Source organism: Sunxiuqinia elliptica (assembly GCF_900113005.1).
GTDB lineage: Bacteria > Bacteroidota > Bacteroidia > Bacteroidales > Prolixibacteraceae > Sunxiuqinia > Sunxiuqinia elliptica.
The window spans coordinates 1-19,315 of the sequence record NZ_FONW01000015.1 but is presented as its reverse complement, the minus strand read 5'-3'; the positions used below and the strand labels follow the sequence as shown (position 1 = coordinate 19,315).

Sequence of the window (19,315 nt, the reverse complement as noted above, 5' to 3'; positions counted from 1 at the left end):
ATATAAATATACATCGATATATGGCATTCAGAAAAGACAATAAAGTTAAAAGTAATTTTGCCAAAATAGCGATTAGTCTTGCTTCTCCGGAAGAGATTTTGGAACGTTCTCACGGAGAAGTGCTGAAACCTGAAACCATTAACTACAGAACGTATAAGCCTGAGCGTGACGGCTTGTTCTGCGAGCGGATTTTTGGTCCTGTGAAAGACTATGAGTGTCATTGTGGTAAATACAAGCGTATTCGTTACAAAGGAATCGTATGTGACCGATGTGGAGTAGAGGTGACTGAGAAAAAAGTACGTCGTGAGCGTATGGGACACATTTCATTGGTTGTTCCGGTTGCTCATATTTGGTACTTTAAATCATTGCCAAACAAAATTGGTTACTTGCTTGGATTACCGACTAAAAAGCTAGATACCATCATTTATTACGAGCGGTATGTAGTCATTCAGCCTGGTGTGAAAGCACAAGATGGTATTAAAAAATTGGATTTCCTTACAGAAGAAGAGTATCTAGATATCTTGGATACCCTTCCAAAAGAAAACCAATATCTTGATGATGACGATCCAAACAAATTCATCGCGAAGATGGGGGCTGAAGCTCTTTACGGATTATTGGAGCGTATTGAATTGGATGATCTTTCATACGAATTGAGACATAAAGCAAGTACTGAAACTTCTCAACAACGGAAAAATGAAGCGTTGAAACGCTTACAGGTTGTTGAAGCTTTCCGTGCTAGCAAAAACATAAATCGTCCCGAGTGGATGATTGTTAAAGTTGTTCCTGTTATTCCACCGGATTTACGTCCGTTGGTGCCATTGGATGGTGGTCGTTTTGCGACTTCTGACTTGAATGACTTGTACCGTCGTGTTATTATTCGTAACAACCGTTTGAAACGATTAATAGAGATCAAAGCACCTGAAGTAATTCTTCGTAACGAGAAACGGATGCTTCAGGAAGCTGTTGATTCATTATTTGATAACTCGCGTAAATCTAACGCAGTTAAAACGGAAAATAACCGTGCCTTGAAATCACTTTCTGATTCATTGAAAGGTAAGCAAGGTCGTTTCCGTCAAAACTTGTTGGGTAAACGTGTGGACTACTCAGCACGTTCTGTTATCGTTGTTGGACCTACGCTTAAATTACATGAGTGCGGTCTTCCAAAAGATATGGCTGCTGAGCTTTACAAACCATTCATCATTCGTAAATTGATTGAGCGTGGTATTGTAAAAACAGTGAAGTCTGCTAAGAAAATTGTCGATCGGAAAGACCCGGTAGTTTGGGATATCCTGGAAAATGTATTGAAGGGACATCCAGTGATGCTAAACCGGGCGCCGACTCTGCACCGTTTGTCAATTCAAGCTTTCCAGCCTGTCTTGATCGAAGGTAAAGCAATTCAGTTGCACCCATTGGTATGTACCGGTTTCAACGCTGACTTTGACGGTGACCAGATGGCGGTTCACTTGCCATTAGGTAACGCAGCAATCTTAGAGACTCAATTACTGATGCTTGCTTCACACAACCTGTTGAACCCTGCGAACGGAGCGCCAATTACGGTACCTTCTCAGGATATGGTTTTGGGATTGTATTATATGACCAAACATCGTGAAGGAGCAAAAGGAGAAGGAATGACTTTCTATTCTCCAGAAGAAGTAATTATTGCCTTTAATGAAGGTCGTCTTGAAAAGCACTCAATTATTAAGGTGAAAGTTGAAGACGTAGACGACAATGGAGAATACTTCAACCATATTGTTGAAACAACAGTAGGGCGTGTTCTATTCAACCAGGTTGTTCCTCGTCAGGCTGGTTACATTAACGAATTGCTGACTAAAAAGTCATTGCGTACCATTATTTCAGATATCTTCAAGAAATCAGGAAATGCAACGACTGTTAAGTTTCTGGATGATATTAAAGGTATGGGGTATAAAGCGGCTTACCATGGAGGTTTGTCGTTTAACCTAGGTGATGTTATTATTCCGGAAGATAAAGTTAGTATTGTAGACTCGGGCTATCAAGAAGTAGAAGAAGTGATGGCTAACTATAATATGGGTTTCATTACCAACAACGAACGATACAATCAGGTAATCGATATTTGGACACATGCCAACGCCAAGTTGACTAGCTCTGTAATGAAAACACTGAGTACCGATAAGCAAGGGTTTAACTCTGTTTATATGATGCTTGACTCGGGAGCTCGTGGTTCGAAAGAGCAGATTCGTCAGTTGTGCGGTATGCGTGGATTGATGGCGAAACCCCAGAAGTCTGGTTCTACCGGAGCTCAGATTATTGAAAACCCGATTTTGGCAAACTTTAAAGAAGGACTGTCGGTATTGGAGTACTTTATCTCTACTCACGGTGCTCGTAAAGGTTTGGCGGATACCGCATTGAAAACAGCCGATGCCGGATATTTGACTCGTCGTTTAGTGGATGTAGCACAAGATGTTATTGTTTCAGATCAAGATTGTGGAACTTTACGTGGTTTGGTTGCAACAGCAATCAAAAACAACGAAGAAGTTGTTGCGTCGCTTTACGAAAGAATCATTGGACGTACAACAGTTCACGATGTATACCATCCGTTGACTGGAGAACTAATTATCGGTACAGGTGAAATGATCACCGAAGAGATTGGTAGGAAGATTGAAGATTCTCCGATTGAAAGCGTTGAAATTCGTTCGGTACTTACTTGCGAAGCCAAGAATGGGGTATGTAGCAAATGTTACGGACGTAACCTGGCCACTGGAAACATGGCACAGCGAGGCGAGTCTGTTGGAGTTATTGCAGCTCAGTCAATTGGTGAGCCTGGAACGCAGCTTACACTGCGTACTTTCCACGTAGGGGGTATTGCGGGTAACATTTCTTCTCAATCAATGGTTGAGTCTCGTTACGACGGTATTGCCGAAATTGAAGAGCTTAGAACAGTTGAGACTGAAGACGAAACAGGCAACAAAATTGGCATTGTGGTTGGACGTTTGGCTGAATTGAAGATTATTGATAAGAATACTCGGATTCCATTGTCAACTCATACAATTCCTTATGGTTCCAAATTGTACATTGAAAATGGACAAGAAGTAACTAAGGGACAAAAGATTTGTGAATGGGACCCATATAACGGGGTAATTATTTCTGAATATAAAGGTAAAGTTGCATTCGAAAACTTACTTGACGGTATCACTTTCCGTGAAGAATCGGATGAGCAAACCGGTTATAAAGAGAAAGTAATTATTGAAACCCGTGATAAAACGAAGAACCCATCCTTGCGTATTTTAGACGAAAAAGGAGAAGTTATTCGAAGCTATAACTTGCCAGTAGGAGGTCACATCTCTGTTAGTGATGGCGATACTGTTACTGCTGGTCAAGTATTGGTGAAAATTCCTCGTGCTTCGGGTAAAGCAGGCGATATCACCGGTGGTCTTCCACGTGTTACCGAGTTGTTCGAGGCTCGTAACCCATCGAACCCAGCGGTTGTTTCTGAGATTGACGGAGAGATTTCTTTTGGTAAGATTAAGCGTGGTAACCGCGAGATTATCGTAACCTCAAGAACTGGCGAAGTTAAAAAGTACTTGGTACCACTTTCTAAGCAGATTTTGGTTCAGGAAAATGACTATATCCGTGCGGGAATCTCACTTTCTGATGGAGCAATTACGCCTTCTGATATTTTGGCGATTAAAGGACCTACAGCTGTTCAGGACTACATTTTGAACGAAGTGCAAGATGTATACCGGATGCAGGGTGTGCGTATCAACGATAAACACTATGAGGTTATCATTCGTCAGATGATGCGTAAAGTTGAAATTCTGGATTCAGGTGATACGCGTTTCCTTGAAAAACAAATTGTTGACAAGAACGAGTTTGCCCATGAAAACGACTGGATTTACAATAAGAAAGTTGTTGTTGATCCGGGTGATTCAGAGTTGCGCGCTGGTCAGATTGTAACTGCTCGTCGTTTGCGTGATGAGAACTCTGTTTTGCGTCGTAAAGACAAAAAACTGGTTGAATCTCGCGATGCAATTCCAGCAACATCAAGCCAGATTTTGCAGGGGATTACACGTGCAGCACTGCAAACTCGTAGTTGGTTGTCTGCAGCATCGTTCCAGGAAACAACAAAAGTATTGAACGAAGCAGCTATCCAAGGAAAAGTGGACTATTTAGACGGATTGAAAGAAAACGTTATTTGTGGTCACTTAATTCCAGCAGGTACTGGTTTGAAAGAATACAAAAACTTGGTTGTAGGGTCGCGCGAAGAATATGATCGCATCGTTGATGTGAAGGAAACTGAACGTCAAAATTACGAGGGTTAATTATGACAGAAAATAAGAATAAAAATCAGATTAATATTGAATTGAGTGAAGAAGTAGCTCAGGGAACTTATTCAAACCTGGCTATTATTACGCACTCCAGTTCTGAGTTTGTTCTCGATTTTGTTCGCATTATGCCGGGAGTTCCAAAAGCTAATGTTAAGTCGCGGGTGATTTTAACCCCGGAACATGCCAAAAGGCTTTTGATGGCACTCGAAGACAATGTTAACAAATATGAGAAACAACATGGTCCGATCAAGGTTAGTGGTCCCGGAAACCCAATGGTTCCGCCCATGAGTTTTGGAGGGCCTGCAGCTGAGGCTTAATTCTTAGAAAAGATAATACAGAGCCGTTTCATTTTTATGAAGCGGCTCTTTTTTTATTTATTAACGAGCTCCTTGAGTTGTTCATTCGTTATGCTTTTAGGTCGAATAATCGGTTGATTTAAGCCCCGGGCCATGATGTTCTGAGCGCAAAAACCGAGGATTCTGGAGAAGCCAAATAGGACAGTATAGAAGTCGAAGTGAGTGATTCCATAGTGATACAATAAAGAGCCAGAAATGGCATCAACATTGGGCCACGGATTTGAGATTTTGCCACCTTTGAATTTCTCCAGAATGTGGGGTGTCACGGCGTAGAGTTTTTTCACGGTTTTAAAATAGGGAGAGTCGGAGCAATAGGTGTCACCAAATTTCATAAAAGAGGTAAAGCGAGGATCCGTTTCCCTGAGCACGGCGTGTCCATATCCTGGTATGACCTGTCCCGAGTCGAGTTTTGTTTGTACAAAGGAGCTGATATCATTTAATGATGCATCTAATCCGATTTGTTCATGAATGCTATTGATAAAGTGGAGGCAAGTTTGATTGGCTAGGCCATGTAAGGGACCAGCAAGACCATTTAAGCCGGCAGAGGCTGCATAGTAAAGGTTTGAAAGGGCAGAGTTGACAACTCGTGCTGTGAATGCACTAACATTACCTCCTTCATGATCACAATGCAAAACCAGGTACAAACGCATGAGGTTGGTAAACGATGCATCTTTGTTATTTACTCCAAGTAGATGGGTGAATTTTCCTGCAAGGTCAAGATTCAGCTTGTTGTTAGCTAACTCTCCATTCATAAAGAGAATCTTGTATACTCCGGCTGCTAATGCTGGGAGTTTTGCAATAAGGTTGAGAGCATCCTCCAGGCTGTACTTCCAGTAGTCTGACTTGGGAGCACCTTCAAGATACTTTTGTTTGAATACTGAAAGCTCTTCCATGGCAAGGATTCCCATACTAAACAAAGTCATGGGGTGAGTGGTGGAAGGCATGGACCGAAGTAGGTTCCAGATGTAGGAGGGAACTTCGGAACGTTGTTGCAATTCTTGATGTAACTCTTCTTGTTCTTCCAAGGACGGAAAGGTGCCGGTGCAGAGCAGAAAGAATATTTCCTCGGGTGTCTTGTCTTCAAACTGGGGAACACTGTAGCCGCTAATAAAAAGTCCGTCATAGGGATCAACATACGAAGTGTTACAAACCATCGCTTTCATGCCCCGCATGCCACCTAAAACATGTTTTATAGTGATTGTATCGATTGGTTGTTGGGTATGTTTGGCATAAATCTCTGTAATCTCCTGACATAAACTTGAGATTCGTTGTTCAATTTTCGCTTTAAGTAGTTTCATGGCTTTAAAATTTTATTGGTCAGCTTCCTTAATTTTCCTGAGAGAAAGGTACAGTCAATAGCATTTTAAAGCAGGAATACAGATTAAGGAGCTTGCTGAGTTAGATTCAATTCGATTGTTTTGAAATTAAAACAATGCGGAATAAAACTCACAGGATGTAGAAATGATGAACATCCTGCAAGTTGTTTCAAGTGCGTTTGTTTATTCATTAGTGGTGTCCTTCGAATTTGAATGATACTTTTAGCTTGGTACGGTAGTACTCAATTTTGCCATCACTGATGTGCATATCCATAGCAGATACTTCGGCAATGCGTAAATCACGAAGTGATTCAGATGCCTTTGATATGGCATTGGCAGCTGCTTTTTCCCAAGATTCGCTGCTGGTGCCAACCAATTCAATTACTTTGTAAACACTGTTTGTCATAGGGCCTCCTTTGTTTTAATGTAGTACTTTTTTGTACTCCGAAATGAAGCCCCTTGTTTCGAAAAACGAACTGCTAAACAATAGGGAGATAAAAAAAGCTACCCAGAGCACCGGGTAGCTTTATATGAAGTATTTTATCGCAGGCTAGAGAAGTGTCCAACCATCGCGGTATTGATAGTGCAGGTGAGCTGTTGCTGCTCCGTCCTGATCATCAACAAAAGTTTCGGTTGCCGGATCCCACTTAATGGTGCGTTTCAGATCGCAGGCAATATTTCCAAGTGTACAAACCGTACAAGTTCGGTGACCTACTTCAACAGGAACAACTGGATCTACGCGGTTTCTAACAGCTTCGATGAAGTTGATTTGGTGAGGGATCTTAGTCTCGTAAGGTGTGTCGTCATCTGTCTGAGCTGACTTTGGAGGTAGTAATGAATCGTCAGAGGCTACAAAGTGACCACGCGATACTTCAAGCCAACCATCAGTTCCGGTAAATTTAACCCCTTTAGTCATTTGCTCGTTGAAAGGCTCTGAAGTCATGACAACACCATTGGCATACTTGAACTGCATGTATTCTGTGCCATCACCAACTGGCGAAATCTCTACAGGACCACTGTCGTCCATGCCAAGTCCCCATTGACCAATGTCGAACATATGGGCACCCCAGTCAGTGGTAAAGCCACCACCCATTTCTTTGTACCAACGCCAAGCACCCCAAATTTTTTCGTGCTCAACAGGGTCAAGCGAGATTGGAGGGTTTAGTTCATTATTGAAGTGGATGTCTCCCGGAAGAGGTCCTAACCACAAATCCCAGTTTAAATCAGCAGGAATTTCTTCTTTAGGCAGGTTGTATGGAACAGGAGGAGCACCAACATAGGCGTTTACTTGCTGAATTTCGCCTAAGCGGCCTGTGTGAACCATTTTTATGGCGTGTTGGAAGTTTGGATCCGAACGTTGCTGACTTCCGATTGCCAAAATACGATCGTTTTCACGAACCACATGTCTCAACTCTTGACCTTCTTTAATCGTGAAAGTCATCGGTTTTTCGAGGTAAACATCTTTGCCGGCTTTACAAGCAGCAATGGCAATCATGGCATGAGCATGATCTGGAACGGCAATAACTACAGCGTCAATATCGTCTCGTTGAAGCAGATCTTGGTATTTTTCGTAGGTTTTTACTTCAACTTGTACGTTATTTTTCGAGTAGAATTCGTTAACCCGATTCTCGAAACGTTGACGCTTACGACCGTAAACATCACATCCGGCAATGACACGAACCCCTGGAATTTGGATGAATCCATTTAACAGGAACATGGCTTGGCGTCCCATGCCAATAAAACCTAGTCTGATTTTGTCGTCGGTTTTCTTAGGAGAACTACAAGAACTTAGCGATGGAAGAAGGGTAATTCCTGCCATACCAATGGCAGCAGTCCCTAGGAAGCGTCTTCTGGACAGTTCCTTTCTTGATTGTTTTTTCATTTTTTAGTTGATTTATAAAACGTTGTTGTATATAATAAGAGAGTCTCTTTCGTTGGCTCTGGTTTATCGAAGACATAAAAATACGGATTATGTTTCTATTCTTAAAAAAATTTAGAAACATAAATGAGGTGATAGCCAACTTTCAAGGTTGACTTTCTGGCTTAGGTTAAAAATAGACGATTAGATGAATTCTTATTTTTTGGAACGGATGTTTAAATACGGAATGAGGTAATCGATTGCAAAAACGAACTAAAGATCTTTTTGTTTTTAGTGTGAAAATGACTTAAGCAAGCGTGAGAATGCTGTGTTGCACAGAATGACTGAGGGTTACAAGAGGATGATCGATGAAAATCGTAAGTTGAAACATATCGATCGATTTCGATTTGATATTTATCAATGTTAATTAATTAATAATTGTATTCTGCTTATTTTTTTCAACATTTTCGATCGGAGAAAAATTTGGTATTATTGCCGCCATTCGATTATAATGGGAAGAATTTTTTATAAAAAAAGATAGAAAAGATGAGTGACTTTGGATTTGCATTACAGTTAATGGGCATTGGTATGATAACCGTGTTTATCATCCTTTCCTTGGTTGTTTTGATTGGTAATTTGATTATTCGATTTGTCAATAAATACCTACCTGAAGAAGTTAGTAAAAAGGTTGAGAAAATAGCTGAGCAAACCACCGCTTTAAATCGTAAAAAAGTGGCTGCTATTGTGTCGGCAGTTAAAACAGTTACTGAAGGAAAAGGACATGTAACAAAGATTGAAAAGATGTCCTAAGCTTTCAATTTCTAGCGAGAAAAAACCATATAAAAAATAGTAAACCTTATGGAAACGAGAAAAATCAAATTTTCATTGGTCTATCGCGACATGTGGCAGTCGTCGGGAAAGTATTTGCCGCGCGTAGACCAATTGGTAAAAGTTGCACCACACATTGTTGAGATGGGATGTTTTGCGCGTGTTGAAACCAATGGTGGTGGCTTTGAACAAATAAACCTGCTATTTGGTGAAAATCCCAATAATGCCGTTCGTAAATGGACCCAACCGTTTAATGATGCTGGAATTCAAACACACATGTTGGATCGGTCGTTGAATGGTTTGCGGATGAGTCCGGTGCCTGCTGATGTACGTCAAATGATGTATAAGGTGAAGAAATCTCAAGGCACAGATATTACCCGTCCGTTTTGTGGATTGAATGATCCCCGGAATATTTTGGATTCAATCAAATATGCCAAAGATGCAGGAATGATTGCTCAGGCAGCCCTGAGTTTGACTTATTCGAAAGTTCATACTGTAGAATATTACGTAAACTTGGCTGATACCTTGATTAAAGGAGGAGCTGACGAAATCTGCTTGAAGGACATGGCTGGAATCGGTCGTCCGGTTTGGCTTGGAAAAATTGTATCAGGCATTAAGAAATTACATCCAGAAATTCCTTTGCAATACCACTCTCACTCAGGCCCAGGTTTTGCACTAGCTTCTATTTTAGAAGTTTGCCGCGCGGGAGTTGAATATGTTGATGTTGCAATGGAGCCACTTTCGTGGGGAACAGGTCATGTTGATTTGTTGGCAGTTCATGCGATGTTGAAAGATGCCGGATTTGATGTGCCGGAAATTAACATGGACGCCTACATGAAGGTACGTAGTTTGACCCAAAGCTTTATCGATGACTTCTTGGGTTACTACATCAATCCTAAAAACCGCTTCATGAACTCCTTGTTGATCGGACCTGGTCTCCCCGGAGGAATGATGGGATCGTTGATGGCCGACCTGGAAAGCAACTTGGCAAGTATTAATAAATGGAAAACAAAAAATAATCAACCGACTTTATCGCAAGATGACTTGCTGGTTAAACTGTTTAACGAAGTTGAGCATATTTGGCCAATTGTAGGTTATCCACCATTGGTAACTCCATATAGCCAGTATGTGAAAAACCTCGCCTTGATGAATGTGATGCAGCTTGAGAAAGGGAAACAACGCTGGAGTATGATTGCTGATAACATTTGGGATATGCTGATGGGCAAAGGCGGAAAACTTCCGGGAGAACTTGGTCCTGAATTAAAAGCATTGGCGAAAGAGCAAGGAAAAGAAGAGTTTACCGAAAATCCACAAAGTTTGTACCCTAATGCATTGGATACTTTCCGTAAGGAAATGGACGAAAAAGGTTGGGAATACGGGCAAGACGAGGAAGAATTGTTTGAGTTGGCCATGCATCCTGAGCAATATCGGGCATACAAATCAGGCGAAGCGAAAAAGGCTTTTGAAGAAGATTTGGCTAAGCGTCGCGAAGAAGGTGCCGGTTTGCTTGAAGGAACTAAGAAAGCTGAAGTACCAGCTGCAGCGCCAGCCAACTTCGCTCCAAGTTCAATGATTGTTGATGTGGACGGAGAGAAATTCAACGTGTCTGTTGCATATGGTGAAAATGGTGCTGTTCAAACAGCAGAAGCACCTGTGCAAGCTAGCACTCCAGCTCCTGCAGCTCCAGTTGTTAATGGTGCCGTGAAAGAAGTAGTAGCACCTCTGGAAGGAAAATTCTACCTGACAAAGGAAAGTTCGGAAACACCAATTAAAGTTGGCGACGACATTAAGGTTGGCGACTTGATTGGCTATGTTGAAGCAATGAAAACTTTTAACGCAATTAAATCGGATATCGCCGGTAAGGTTGTAGAAGTTGCCTTTGCCACTGGAGCAGAAGTTGAAGAAGACGACGTATTAGTAAAAATCCAATAATCCAAAATCCTGTTTATGGCTATTTTAGAGAAACTCTACAATATGACTGCCATCCAGGATTTTATTGATGGACCGGGAACAATTTTAATGTTGGTGATAGGAGCCTTGCTTCTTTACCTCGGAATTAAGAAGAAGTATGAACCACTTCTATTGATTCCAATTGCTTTCGGACTAATCCTGGCCAACCTTCCTGGAGGAGGTATGGGAGTCGTTCCTGCAGAGTATATTCAAATTGACGAGCATCATTATAAGAACTTGTTTGAAATTGCGCATGATCATGGAATCATGAACTTCCTGTATTATTCGCTAATTAAAACTGGTTTTCTGCCTCCTATTATTTTTATGGGAGTTGGGGCTTTAACCGACTTTGGCCCGATGCTTCGTAACTTGCGGCTGGCATTTTTTGGGGCAGCAGCGCAAATCGGTATTTTTACCGTACTACTTTCAGCCATTGCTTTCGGATTTACTCCGGCAGAGGCTGGTTCATTAGGGATTATTGGTGGTGCCGATGGCCCAACAGCGATCTATACCACCATCATGTTGGCTCCGCATTTGTTGGGACCGATTGCCATTGCAGCCTATTCATATATGGCCTTGGTTCCTGTTATTGTTCCTTTGGTAGCACGCAAACTGTGTTCTGAAAAGGAGCTTCGGATCAACATGAAGGAGATGGATAAGTTGTATCCTCCTAAGCGTAAAATCAAGAACCTAAAAGCAGTGAAAATTGCGTTCCCGATTGTGTTGGGAATTGTTATTGCAATTTTCGTTCCTTCGTCAGTTCCACTTTTAGGAATGTTGCTCTTTGGTAACCTGATTAAGGAAGTTGGAGTTACTGTTGCTCGTTTGTCCGATGCGGCAACCGGTTCTATTATGAACACTGCAACTATCTTTTTAGGATTGACGGTTGGAGCGACCATGACATCAGAAGTGTTTTTAAATGTTCAAACCATCATGATTATTGTTGGTGGTTTTATCGCATTTGCAATTTCTATTGCTGGCGGTATTTTGGCTGTTAAAGTATATAACCTGTTTGCCCGTAAAAAAATCAACCCTTTGGTTGGGGCTACTGGGTTAAGTGCTGTGCCAATGGCTTCCAGAGTAGCAAATGAAATTGCAATTCAATATGATCCTAAGAATCATGTTCTACAATATTGCATGGCCAGTAACATCTCAGGAGTAATCGGTTCGGCCGTTGCTGCTGGTGTTCTGATCTCATTTTTAGGGTAAAAAAGAATAAACTGAAGGAGAAGCCTCATTCCGTTCGCGGGATGAGGCTTTTTTAGTTGACATGAACCATAGGTTAAGGCTAAAAGTGTTTTCTTGATTCGTTGAGCTAATGGGGGGATTTTTTTGATATAATTTCTATTTTTAAGATCAGGAGTGTTTAAGAGTACTTCAAAAAAACAACAACTAACTATGGATATAAAACTTAAGCAAATCGCTGAACGCTTGAGCGGGCTTCGCGATGCATTAGATCTATCAGAAGAAGACTGTGCCACGGCTTGTGAAATCTCCCTGAAGCAGTATCAGGAATATGAAAGTGGAGAGGTCGATATTCCAGTGAGTTTTCTTTATCGCTTTTCTTCAGTCTATAATATTGAGTTGACAACTCTTTTAACAGGAGACAATCCTCGAATGCAACATTACTCCATTACCCGAAAAGGAACTGGTCCCATTGTCGCTCGTCGAAAAGAATATCAATACCAGTCAATAAACGAAAGTTTTATCAATAAGGCTGCGCAACCTTTCTTGGTGACTGTATCTCCAGAAAACAAGATCGATCAGAGTAACGGTTATCGCCATGCCGGACAGGAATTTAATTTGGTATTGGAAGGGCGGTTGCAGATTGTATTGAATGGAAAATCACTCATTCTGGATGAAGGTGATTCCATTTGGTTCGATTCTTCCTTACCCCACTGTATGACTGCCTTGAATGAGAGAGAAGCCAAATTTTTAGCCATGATATTTAAAATACCGGAATAATGCTAGCAACAAAATATTTACACCAATCGGAATTTGAAGGCTTAAGTGAATTTAATAGTAAACTAAAGATTGAGGTTCCGGATAATTTCAACTTTGCTTACGATATCGTTGATGAATATGCCCGGCTCGAGCCGGAAAAAAAGGCGTTGGTGTGGACGAATGACCAAGGTCAGTTTCACGAATTTTCTTTTGCTGATATCAAACGATATTCTGATCAAACAGCTTCGTACTTTCAAAGCCTTGGAATTTCTCATGGCGATAGAGTAATGCTCATTTTAAAAAGAAGGTTTGAGTTTTGGTTTTCAATCATAGCGCTACACAAGATTGGAGCGGTCTGTATTCCGGCGACACACCTCTTAAAGAAGAAAGATTTGGTGTATCGGAACAATTCGGCTGGAGTGAAAGCGATTGTTGCAGTAGGCGAAGACGAAATAACCAAAGAAGTTGATGAAGCAATGCAGCACTCGCCCTCGGTGCAATTCCGAATTTCTGTCGGTCCTTCGGTGAAGGAGGGATGGCTTGATTTTAAATCGGGCATTGCAACAGCTCCTCCATTTGCTTCTCAGAGAGCACTTGCCAAAAACTCTGACATCTCGTTGCTGTATTTTACCTCGGGAACGACTGGAAATCCCAAAATGGTCGCTCACGACTTTACCTATCCTTTAGGACATATCGTCACAGCTTTGTATTGGCACAAGGTATCCGAAAATGATTTACACCTAACCGTGGCCGATACCGGATGGGGAAAGGCTGTTTGGGGAAAGCTATATGGACAGTGGCTAGCTGGTGCTGCAGTGTTTGTTTATGACCACGAGAAATTTGATCCAGTTGATTTGTTGGGGGTGATCAGTAAGTATAAAGTAAATACCTTTTGTGCTCCTCCAACGGTCTACCGCTTTTTGATTCGGGAAGATTTTTCAGCTTATGATTTATCGGCATTAAAATATTGTACTGTTGCTGGCGAGCCGTTAAGTGCAGAAGTGTACAATCGTTTCTTTAAGTTAACCGGCATTAAATTGATGGAAGGCTACGGTCAAACAGAGACAACCTTAACAATTGCTACTTTCCCATGGATGGAACCTAAACCGAGCTCAATGGGTGTGCCAAATCCTGCTTATAAAATTGAGTTGCAACACCCCGAAGGGCGGTTTTGTGAAGATGGCGAAGTGGGGGAGATTGTAGTGCAAACGAAGGAACATGTTCCTGTTGGCTTATTTAAAGAATACCATTGCGAGCCAGAACGAACCAAAGCTGTCTGGCACAATGGCTATTATTACACCGGCGACTTGGCATGGAGAGATGAAGATGGTTACTTCTGGTTTGTAGGTCGGGCTGATGATGTGATTAAGAGCTCAGGGTATCGAATTGGGCCCTTTGAAGTTGAAAGTGCCTTGATGGAACATCCGGCAGTGGTGGAGTGTGCTGTTACTGCGGTTCCTGACGAGGTGAGAGGACAAGTGGTGAAAGCAACCATCGTTCTGGCAAAAGATTATCGTCCGGGAACTCCTGAGCTACGTAAAGAAATTCAGAATCATGTCAAACATACAACGGCTCCATACAAATATCCACGAGTTGTGGAGTTTGTCGATGAACTTCCTAAAACAATTTCAGGGAAAATCAGACGGGTTGAAATTCGGGGTGAAGAAGCTTAATTTAGATTAAAATCATTATAAATAGAGTTGTTGATCGGAAAGGAAATGATTTTTAGAAAAATAGGTTAGATTGTTTTAAACGCTCGTAGACCAAGATTTTTAGGAATACTTCCTTTTCGAATTAATTTACTCGAACTATGAATTGATTTTTTTGAATCCCGAAGTGAGCGGCTAGGGGAGCCCATTTGCTTGATTTCTTAGGGCTGTTTGGTTATATTTGCTTGCCTTGCAAGGGAGATATGGCATTTCACCCGCTCTTCCTCCCTTCTGCAAAAACACAAAATAAACAGAAATAAAACTGACAAATTTAAATAAGATGAAGGCTTATAAGATTATTGTTCTTGCCAAACAGGTACCCGATACCCGTAATGTTGGCAAGGATGCGATGAAAGCTGACGGTACGATAAACCGTGCAGCTTTGCCGGCAATTTTTAATCCGGAAGATTTAAATGCATTGGAGCAAGCGCTTCGCATTAAAGATAGGTTTCCTGGATCTACAGTTACAATTTTGACGATGGGACCAGGTCGTGCTGCCGAGATTATTCGGGAGGGAATGTTCCGTGGAGCAGATGGCGGTATTTTATTGACCGATCGTGCTTTTGCAGGTTCTGATACGTTGGCGACTTCTTATGCTATTTCTCGAGCATTGAAAAAAGTGAAAGATTTTGATATTGTAATTGCTGGTCGCCAGGCAATTGATGGAGATACTGCTCAGGTAGGTCCTCAGGTTGCTGAAAAATTGGGCTTGCCTCAAGTTACTTACGTCGAAGAAATTCAAAAGATTGAGAATGGTAAAGTTGAGATGAAGCGTCGTTTGGAGCGTGGAGTGGAGACTGTTTCTTGTCCGGTTCCGTTGGTATTAACAGTAAACGGGTCGGCTCCTGATTGTCGGGCGCGCAATGCCAAATTGATCATGAAGTACAAGCACGCTAAAACGGTAACTGAACTTCAGAATTCAAACGAAGATTATTTACACCTTTATAATGATCGTCCTTACCTGAATATTCCGGAGTGGACGGTAAATGATATTGAAGTGGATCATGCTGAGTTGGGCTTGAGTGGTTCGCCAACAAAAGTAAAAAAGGTGGAGAACGTTGTTCTTCAGGCGAAAGAGGCAAAAGTTATTACTTCAGCAGATAGCGACATCGATGATTTGATGCGCGAGCTGATTGAAAGTCACACCATTGGTTAATCCCCTAACAGATCAGTTATGAATAGCGTATTTGTATATTGCGAAATAGAAGATGGTCAGGTGGCTGAAGTCAGCCAGGAGTTGATGACCAAAGGCCGTTCGTTGGCCAACGAGTTAAAATGTAAATTGGAAGCGATTGTTATTGGGCATCAGCTAGAGGGTGTTGAAGAACAAATTTTCCCTTATGGAGTCGATACGGTTCATGTTGCCGATGATAAACGCTTGTTTCCCTACAGTACATTGCCTCACACCTCAATTATTGTAAAATTGTTCGAAGAGCAGAAGCCACAAATTGCTTTGATGGGAGCTTCTTCAATCGGTCGTGACTTGGGGCCGCGCGTTTCTTCAGCTTTGCACAGTGGTTTGACTGCCGATTGCACCAGCTTGGTGATTGGCGACCATTTGGATAAAAAGCAAGATAAAAACTACGAAAACTTACTTTATCAGATTCGCCCGGCATTTGGAGGTAACATTATTGCTACCATCATTAATCCGGATTGTCGTCCGCAGATGGCAACAGTTCGCGAAGGAGTAATGAAAAAGCAAGTTCTGGATCCAAAATATAAAGGAAAAGTTGTTAAGCTTGATGTTGCTAAGTATGTCAGTGATGCCGATTTCGCTGTTGAAATCATTGAGCGTCATATGGAGAAAAGCAAGGTTAACATGAAAGGAGCTCCAATCGTTGTCGCAGGTGGCTACGGAATGGGCTCAAAAGAAAACTTCCAATTACTGTATGATTTAGCCGAAGTTTTAGGAGGCGAAGTTGGAGCATCTCGTGCTGCTGTTGATGCTGGTTATGTGGAGCATGAGCGTCAGATTGGGCAAACCGGTGTTACCGTTCGTCCAAAACTATATATTGCCTGTGGAATTTCAGGACAAATTCAGCACCGTGCGGGTATGGAAGAGTCAGCTCAGATTATTGCAATCAATACGGATCCTGAGGCTCCGATCAATGCAGTAGCTGATTATGTGATTACCGGCGATGTAGCCGAAATTATTCCAAAAATGATCAAGTATTATAAAAAGAATACCAAATAGGGTAGGCTTTGTGTGCTTGTAAAAACTTTAAATCTTTAAAGAAATGGCTAATTATTATACCGATAATAAAGAATTGAAATTCCACTTGGATCATCCTTTGATGGAGAAAATCGTTCGTTTAAAAGAAAGGAATTTCACAGAGAAAGAAGCATTTGAATATGCTCCAATGGATCATGAAGACGCGATGGATAACTTCGATAAGGTGCTGGAGGTTGTTGGTGAAATCTGTGGCGACCTTGTTGGTCCAAATGCCGAGTCAATTGATGCGGAAGGCCCTCAGGTTGTTGATGGACACGTGGTTTATGCCCGTGGAACTGCTGAAAATATTGAAGCATTGAATAAGGCAGGCTTGATGGGAATGTCCTTACCTCGGAAATATGGTGGTCTGAACTTCCCAATTGTACCTTATATTATGGCTGCTGATGTGGTATCGCGTGCCGATGCTGGTTTTGTGAATATTTGGGGCTTGCAGGATTGTGCTGAAACCATCAACGAATTTGCATCTGAAGAGCAAAAAGAAAAATACTTGACACGTGTTTGTAATGGCGATACCATGGCCATGGACCTGACAGAACCTGATGCAGGCTCTGACTTGCAGGCTGTTCAGTTGAAAGCGGTTTATGATGAACAATCAGGTAAATGGATTTTGAATGGAGTGAAGCGATTCATTACCAATGGTGATGGTCATATTTCATTGGTGCTTGCCCGTTCTGAACCAGGAACGAAAGATGGTCGTGGATTGTCGATGTTCATTTATGACAAGAATGACGGAGGTGTAACAGTGCGTCGTATTGAGCACAAAATGGGAATTATTGGTTCACCGACTTGTGAATTGGTATTCAAAGATGCTCCTGCTGAGTTGGTCGGTTCTCGTAAAATGGGGTTGATCAAATACGTAATGGCTTTGATGAATGGCGCTCGCTTAGGAATCGCCGCTCAATCGGTTGGAGTTTCTGAAGCTGCTTATCGTGAAGCTTTAGCCTACGCCAAAGAACGGATGCAGTTTGGTAAAGCCATTATGCGTTTCCCTGCAGTCTACGAAATGTTATCCAATATGAAAGCAAAATTGGATGCATCGCGTACATTATTATATGAAACAGCTCGCTTTGTGGATGTATATAAAACCTACATGCATATTGCCGAAGAGCGAAAACTGGAGAAAGAAGAGCGTGATGAGATGAAAAAATATCAGAGACTTGCTGATATTTATACGCCTTTGGTTAAAGGAATGTCCAGTGAGTACAGCAACCAGTTAGCTTATGATGCTGTGCAGATTCATGGTGGATCAGGTTTCATGAAGGATTATCCGGTTGAACGGATTTATCGCGATGCTCGTATCACCTCAATCTATGAAGGGACTACCCAGTTACAGGTTGTGGCAGCCATTCGCGGAGTAACTACAGGTGCTTACCTCAATCAAATTCGGGTTTACGAAGCTGAAAAAGTATCTCCGGAACTTGAACACTTGCGTCGTACGCTGATTATTTTAACAGATGAGTATGAACAAGCAGTTAATAAGGTACTGGCAACTGAAGATAATGAGTTTATCGATTTCCATGCTCGTCGTTTAGTCGAAATGGCTGGAAATATTATCATGAGTTATTTGCTGGTGCTCGACTCTAACCGGGATGCCATGTTTGCCAAGTCAGCTAAAAACTACATTCGGATTGCCAAAGCTCAGGTGAAAGCTCATGCTGAGTTTATCCGTACTTCTGATTTAAGCGACTTAGGCTCCTATAAATATGAAATGCAGTAAATCATATCGTGTATAAAAGAAAAATGGAGGTCTGAAAACAGTCCTCCATTTTTTATGGTTAAAATTTCAATGTATTATATAGTGTGTTTCGGCTTGTTTAAAACCGAACCTAGCGGTTTGGTTTATGCTTTAGTTTGTAGTCCATCAATTCTCTTGCTAGCTTTTGTTCCCTTACTAAAGCATTCTTCCGAAGACTCTCCAAGTCTTCTTGTACTTCCCCTAGTCGTGTTTTGGTCTCTTTGACCACTTGGTGTCCCCGTTTATATAAGGAGAATAAAACCAATGCAACAACCGCCAATCCTATAATAAGCCCCCACATGATTGCATTGTAACTGGCTTTGCTAACCTCAATCCCAAGCAAACTCATACTATCCTTGGAATTCTTTGTATCATTTAGCTCTTTTTCGAGTTTCTCAATTTGCGTATTTGTCGCAATCAGGTTTTCTTTTAGGGTATTAATCTCTTGAATGTGGCTGTTGGCATCTTGTTGGTACATTGATACACTATCAATAAGATTGGCCTTTAAATCCATATAACCGCTAATCGACATGACTTTGTACTGCTCGTAAGTGTTTGATCTTTTGTATAAAAAGTCAAATTGTTCTTGAATGCTAAGGGTGTCAAATGCACTTTTGAAGGATGTCGTCTGTGCTGAAAGTCCTGAAGACACGGTTAAAAACAAGCAGAAGAATAAGTATTTCGAAAACGCTCTTTTCATTTTTTTCATTTGTTTATTCATATAAAGATATATCTGATCTTATTTAATAATAGCTATTACTTGGTAATTGTATTCGCTAATTTGAATCGTGCAATATAGTGTATAAATTTATTTTGCTTGATTGACCCGAACAGAATATGGGGTAATCTGCCCAGGTATTAACTAGAGTAAGATACTCAATTTACAAGTCAATGGCAAAACGGAAAGAGGCGGTTTTTATTTCCCGAAGAAAGAATAGAAAATAGTGTGAATTTTTTTTCGAGGCTTAAGTAATTGTATTCTAGCGTATATGTGAAAAAGGGTTAAAAAAAGGCAGAAAATAAATTATCAAAACGCTTGCGGGAAAGAAAAAGGTCCCTATATTTGCACCCGCTTTGAGAGA

14 protein-coding genes are annotated in these 19,315 nt (G+C 41.4%); 10 read left to right on the top strand and 4 right to left on the bottom strand.

What is annotated here, in order from left to right:
• Nucleotides 1–20 precede the first annotated feature (20 nt).
• Together rpoC and BM156_RS18775 are read left to right on the top strand one after the other, a co-directional pair.
• The gene (rpoC, locus tag BM156_RS18780) at nucleotides 21–4,298 is read left to right on the top strand and encodes a DNA-directed RNA polymerase subunit beta' (protein ID WP_093921451.1); all 4,278 of its coding nucleotides are present in this window, start codon (nucleotides 21–23) and stop codon (nucleotides 4,296–4,298) included.
• Between the two features lie 2 nt (nucleotides 4,299–4,300).
• Nucleotides 4,301–4,621 (top strand): DUF3467 domain-containing protein, encoded by a 321-nt coding sequence (locus tag BM156_RS18775; protein WP_093921450.1) that lies wholly within the window; start codon nucleotides 4,301–4,303, stop codon nucleotides 4,619–4,621.
• A gap of 53 nt (nucleotides 4,622–4,674) precedes the next feature.
• On the opposite strand, the gene BM156_RS18770 is transcribed toward BM156_RS18775, so the two are convergent.
• From BM156_RS18770 to BM156_RS18760, 3 genes are all read right to left on the bottom strand, one after another.
• Nucleotides 4,675–5,958: a citrate (Si)-synthase gene (locus BM156_RS18770; RefSeq protein WP_093921449.1), complete on the bottom strand. Its 1,284-nt coding sequence runs from the start codon at nucleotides 5,956–5,958 to the stop codon at nucleotides 4,675–4,677.
• A gap of 208 nt (nucleotides 5,959–6,166) precedes the next feature.
• The gene (locus tag BM156_RS18765) at nucleotides 6,167–6,382 is read right to left on the bottom strand and encodes a dodecin family protein (protein WP_093921448.1); all 216 of its coding nucleotides are present in this window, start codon (nucleotides 6,380–6,382) and stop codon (nucleotides 6,167–6,169) included.
• 144 nt (nucleotides 6,383–6,526) lie between these two features.
• Nucleotides 6,527–7,858 (bottom strand): Gfo/Idh/MocA family protein, encoded by a 1,332-nt coding sequence (locus BM156_RS18760; RefSeq protein WP_093921447.1) that lies wholly within the window; start codon nucleotides 7,856–7,858, stop codon nucleotides 6,527–6,529.
• 522 nt (nucleotides 7,859–8,380) lie between these two features.
• On the opposite strand from BM156_RS18760, the gene BM156_RS18755 reads away from it, so the two are divergent.
• From BM156_RS18755 to BM156_RS18720, 8 genes are all read left to right on the top strand, one after another.
• The gene (locus tag BM156_RS18755; protein ID WP_093921446.1) at nucleotides 8,381–8,644 is read left to right on the top strand and encodes an OadG family protein; all 264 of its coding nucleotides are present in this window, start codon (nucleotides 8,381–8,383) and stop codon (nucleotides 8,642–8,644) included.
• Nucleotides 8,645–8,692: 48 nt separating this feature from the next.
• Entirely contained in the window at nucleotides 8,693–10,594 is a 1,902-nt protein-coding gene (locus BM156_RS18750) for a biotin/lipoyl-containing protein (RefSeq protein ID WP_212733559.1), read from the top strand.
• A 15-nt stretch (nucleotides 10,595–10,609) separates the two neighbouring features.
• Nucleotides 10,610–11,821, top strand: coding sequence for a sodium ion-translocating decarboxylase subunit beta (locus BM156_RS18745; RefSeq protein WP_093921445.1), 1,212 nt, complete (start codon nucleotides 10,610–10,612; stop codon nucleotides 11,819–11,821).
• A gap of 189 nt (nucleotides 11,822–12,010) precedes the next feature.
• On the top strand, nucleotides 12,011–12,577 hold the full coding sequence (locus BM156_RS18740) for a helix-turn-helix domain-containing protein (protein WP_093921444.1): 567 nt from the start codon (nucleotides 12,011–12,013) through the stop codon (nucleotides 12,575–12,577).
• Nucleotides 12,577–14,229, top strand: coding sequence for an AMP-binding protein (locus BM156_RS18735; RefSeq protein ID WP_093921443.1), 1,653 nt, complete (start codon nucleotides 12,577–12,579; stop codon nucleotides 14,227–14,229). The genes BM156_RS18740 and BM156_RS18735 overlap by 1 nt, the downstream gene beginning before the upstream one ends.
• A gap of 316 nt (nucleotides 14,230–14,545) precedes the next feature.
• Complete coding sequence (locus tag BM156_RS18730) at nucleotides 14,546–15,421, top strand: electron transfer flavoprotein subunit beta/FixA family protein (RefSeq protein WP_093921442.1); 876 nt, start codon at nucleotides 14,546–14,548, stop codon at nucleotides 15,419–15,421.
• 18 nt (nucleotides 15,422–15,439) lie between these two features.
• On the top strand, nucleotides 15,440–16,459 hold the full coding sequence (locus BM156_RS18725; RefSeq protein WP_093921441.1) for an electron transfer flavoprotein subunit alpha/FixB family protein: 1,020 nt from the start codon (nucleotides 15,440–15,442) through the stop codon (nucleotides 16,457–16,459).
• Nucleotides 16,460–16,502: 43 nt separating this feature from the next.
• Nucleotides 16,503–18,215 carry an acyl-CoA dehydrogenase family protein gene (locus BM156_RS18720; RefSeq protein WP_093921440.1) on the top strand — a complete coding sequence of 571 codons (1,713 nt, stop codon included), beginning with the start codon at nucleotides 16,503–16,505 and terminating at the stop codon, nucleotides 18,213–18,215.
• Between the two features lie 109 nt (nucleotides 18,216–18,324).
• Here the strand turns inward: BM156_RS18720 and BM156_RS18715 are convergent, their stop codons facing one another.
• Nucleotides 18,325–18,933 carry a hypothetical protein gene (locus BM156_RS18715; protein ID WP_093921439.1) on the bottom strand — a complete coding sequence of 203 codons (609 nt, stop codon included), beginning with the start codon at nucleotides 18,931–18,933 and terminating at the stop codon, nucleotides 18,325–18,327.
• Nucleotides 18,934–19,315: the final 382 nt, after the last annotated feature.

What these genes read in the sequence shown, in the direction of transcription:
- rpoC (WP_093921451.1), top strand. Translation starts at nt 21, where the DNA reads ATGGCATTCAGAAAAGACAATAAAGTTAAAAGTAATTTTGCCAAAATA.
- BM156_RS18775 (WP_093921450.1), top strand. Translation starts at nt 4,301, where the DNA reads ATGACAGAAAATAAGAATAAAAATCAGATTAATATTGAATTGAGTGAA.
- BM156_RS18770 (WP_093921449.1), bottom strand. Translation starts at nt 5,958, where the DNA reads ATGAAACTACTTAAAGCGAAAATTGAACAACGAATCTCAAGTTTATGT.
- BM156_RS18765 (WP_093921448.1), bottom strand. Translation starts at nt 6,382, where the DNA reads ATGACAAACAGTGTTTACAAAGTAATTGAATTGGTTGGCACCAGCAGC.
- BM156_RS18760 (WP_093921447.1), bottom strand. Translation starts at nt 7,858, where the DNA reads ATGAAAAAACAATCAAGAAAGGAACTGTCCAGAAGACGCTTCCTAGGG.
- BM156_RS18755 (WP_093921446.1), top strand. Translation starts at nt 8,381, where the DNA reads ATGAGTGACTTTGGATTTGCATTACAGTTAATGGGCATTGGTATGATA.
- BM156_RS18750 (WP_212733559.1), top strand. Translation starts at nt 8,693, where the DNA reads ATGGAAACGAGAAAAATCAAATTTTCATTGGTCTATCGCGACATGTGG.
- BM156_RS18745 (WP_093921445.1), top strand. Translation starts at nt 10,610, where the DNA reads ATGGCTATTTTAGAGAAACTCTACAATATGACTGCCATCCAGGATTTT.
- BM156_RS18740 (WP_093921444.1), top strand. Translation starts at nt 12,011, where the DNA reads ATGGATATAAAACTTAAGCAAATCGCTGAACGCTTGAGCGGGCTTCGC.
- BM156_RS18735 (WP_093921443.1), top strand. Translation starts at nt 12,577, where the DNA reads ATGCTAGCAACAAAATATTTACACCAATCGGAATTTGAAGGCTTAAGT.
- BM156_RS18730 (WP_093921442.1), top strand. Translation starts at nt 14,546, where the DNA reads ATGAAGGCTTATAAGATTATTGTTCTTGCCAAACAGGTACCCGATACC.
- BM156_RS18725 (WP_093921441.1), top strand. Translation starts at nt 15,440, where the DNA reads ATGAATAGCGTATTTGTATATTGCGAAATAGAAGATGGTCAGGTGGCT.
- BM156_RS18720 (WP_093921440.1), top strand. Translation starts at nt 16,503, where the DNA reads ATGGCTAATTATTATACCGATAATAAAGAATTGAAATTCCACTTGGAT.
- BM156_RS18715 (WP_093921439.1), bottom strand. Translation starts at nt 18,933, where the DNA reads ATGAAAAGAGCGTTTTCGAAATACTTATTCTTCTGCTTGTTTTTAACC.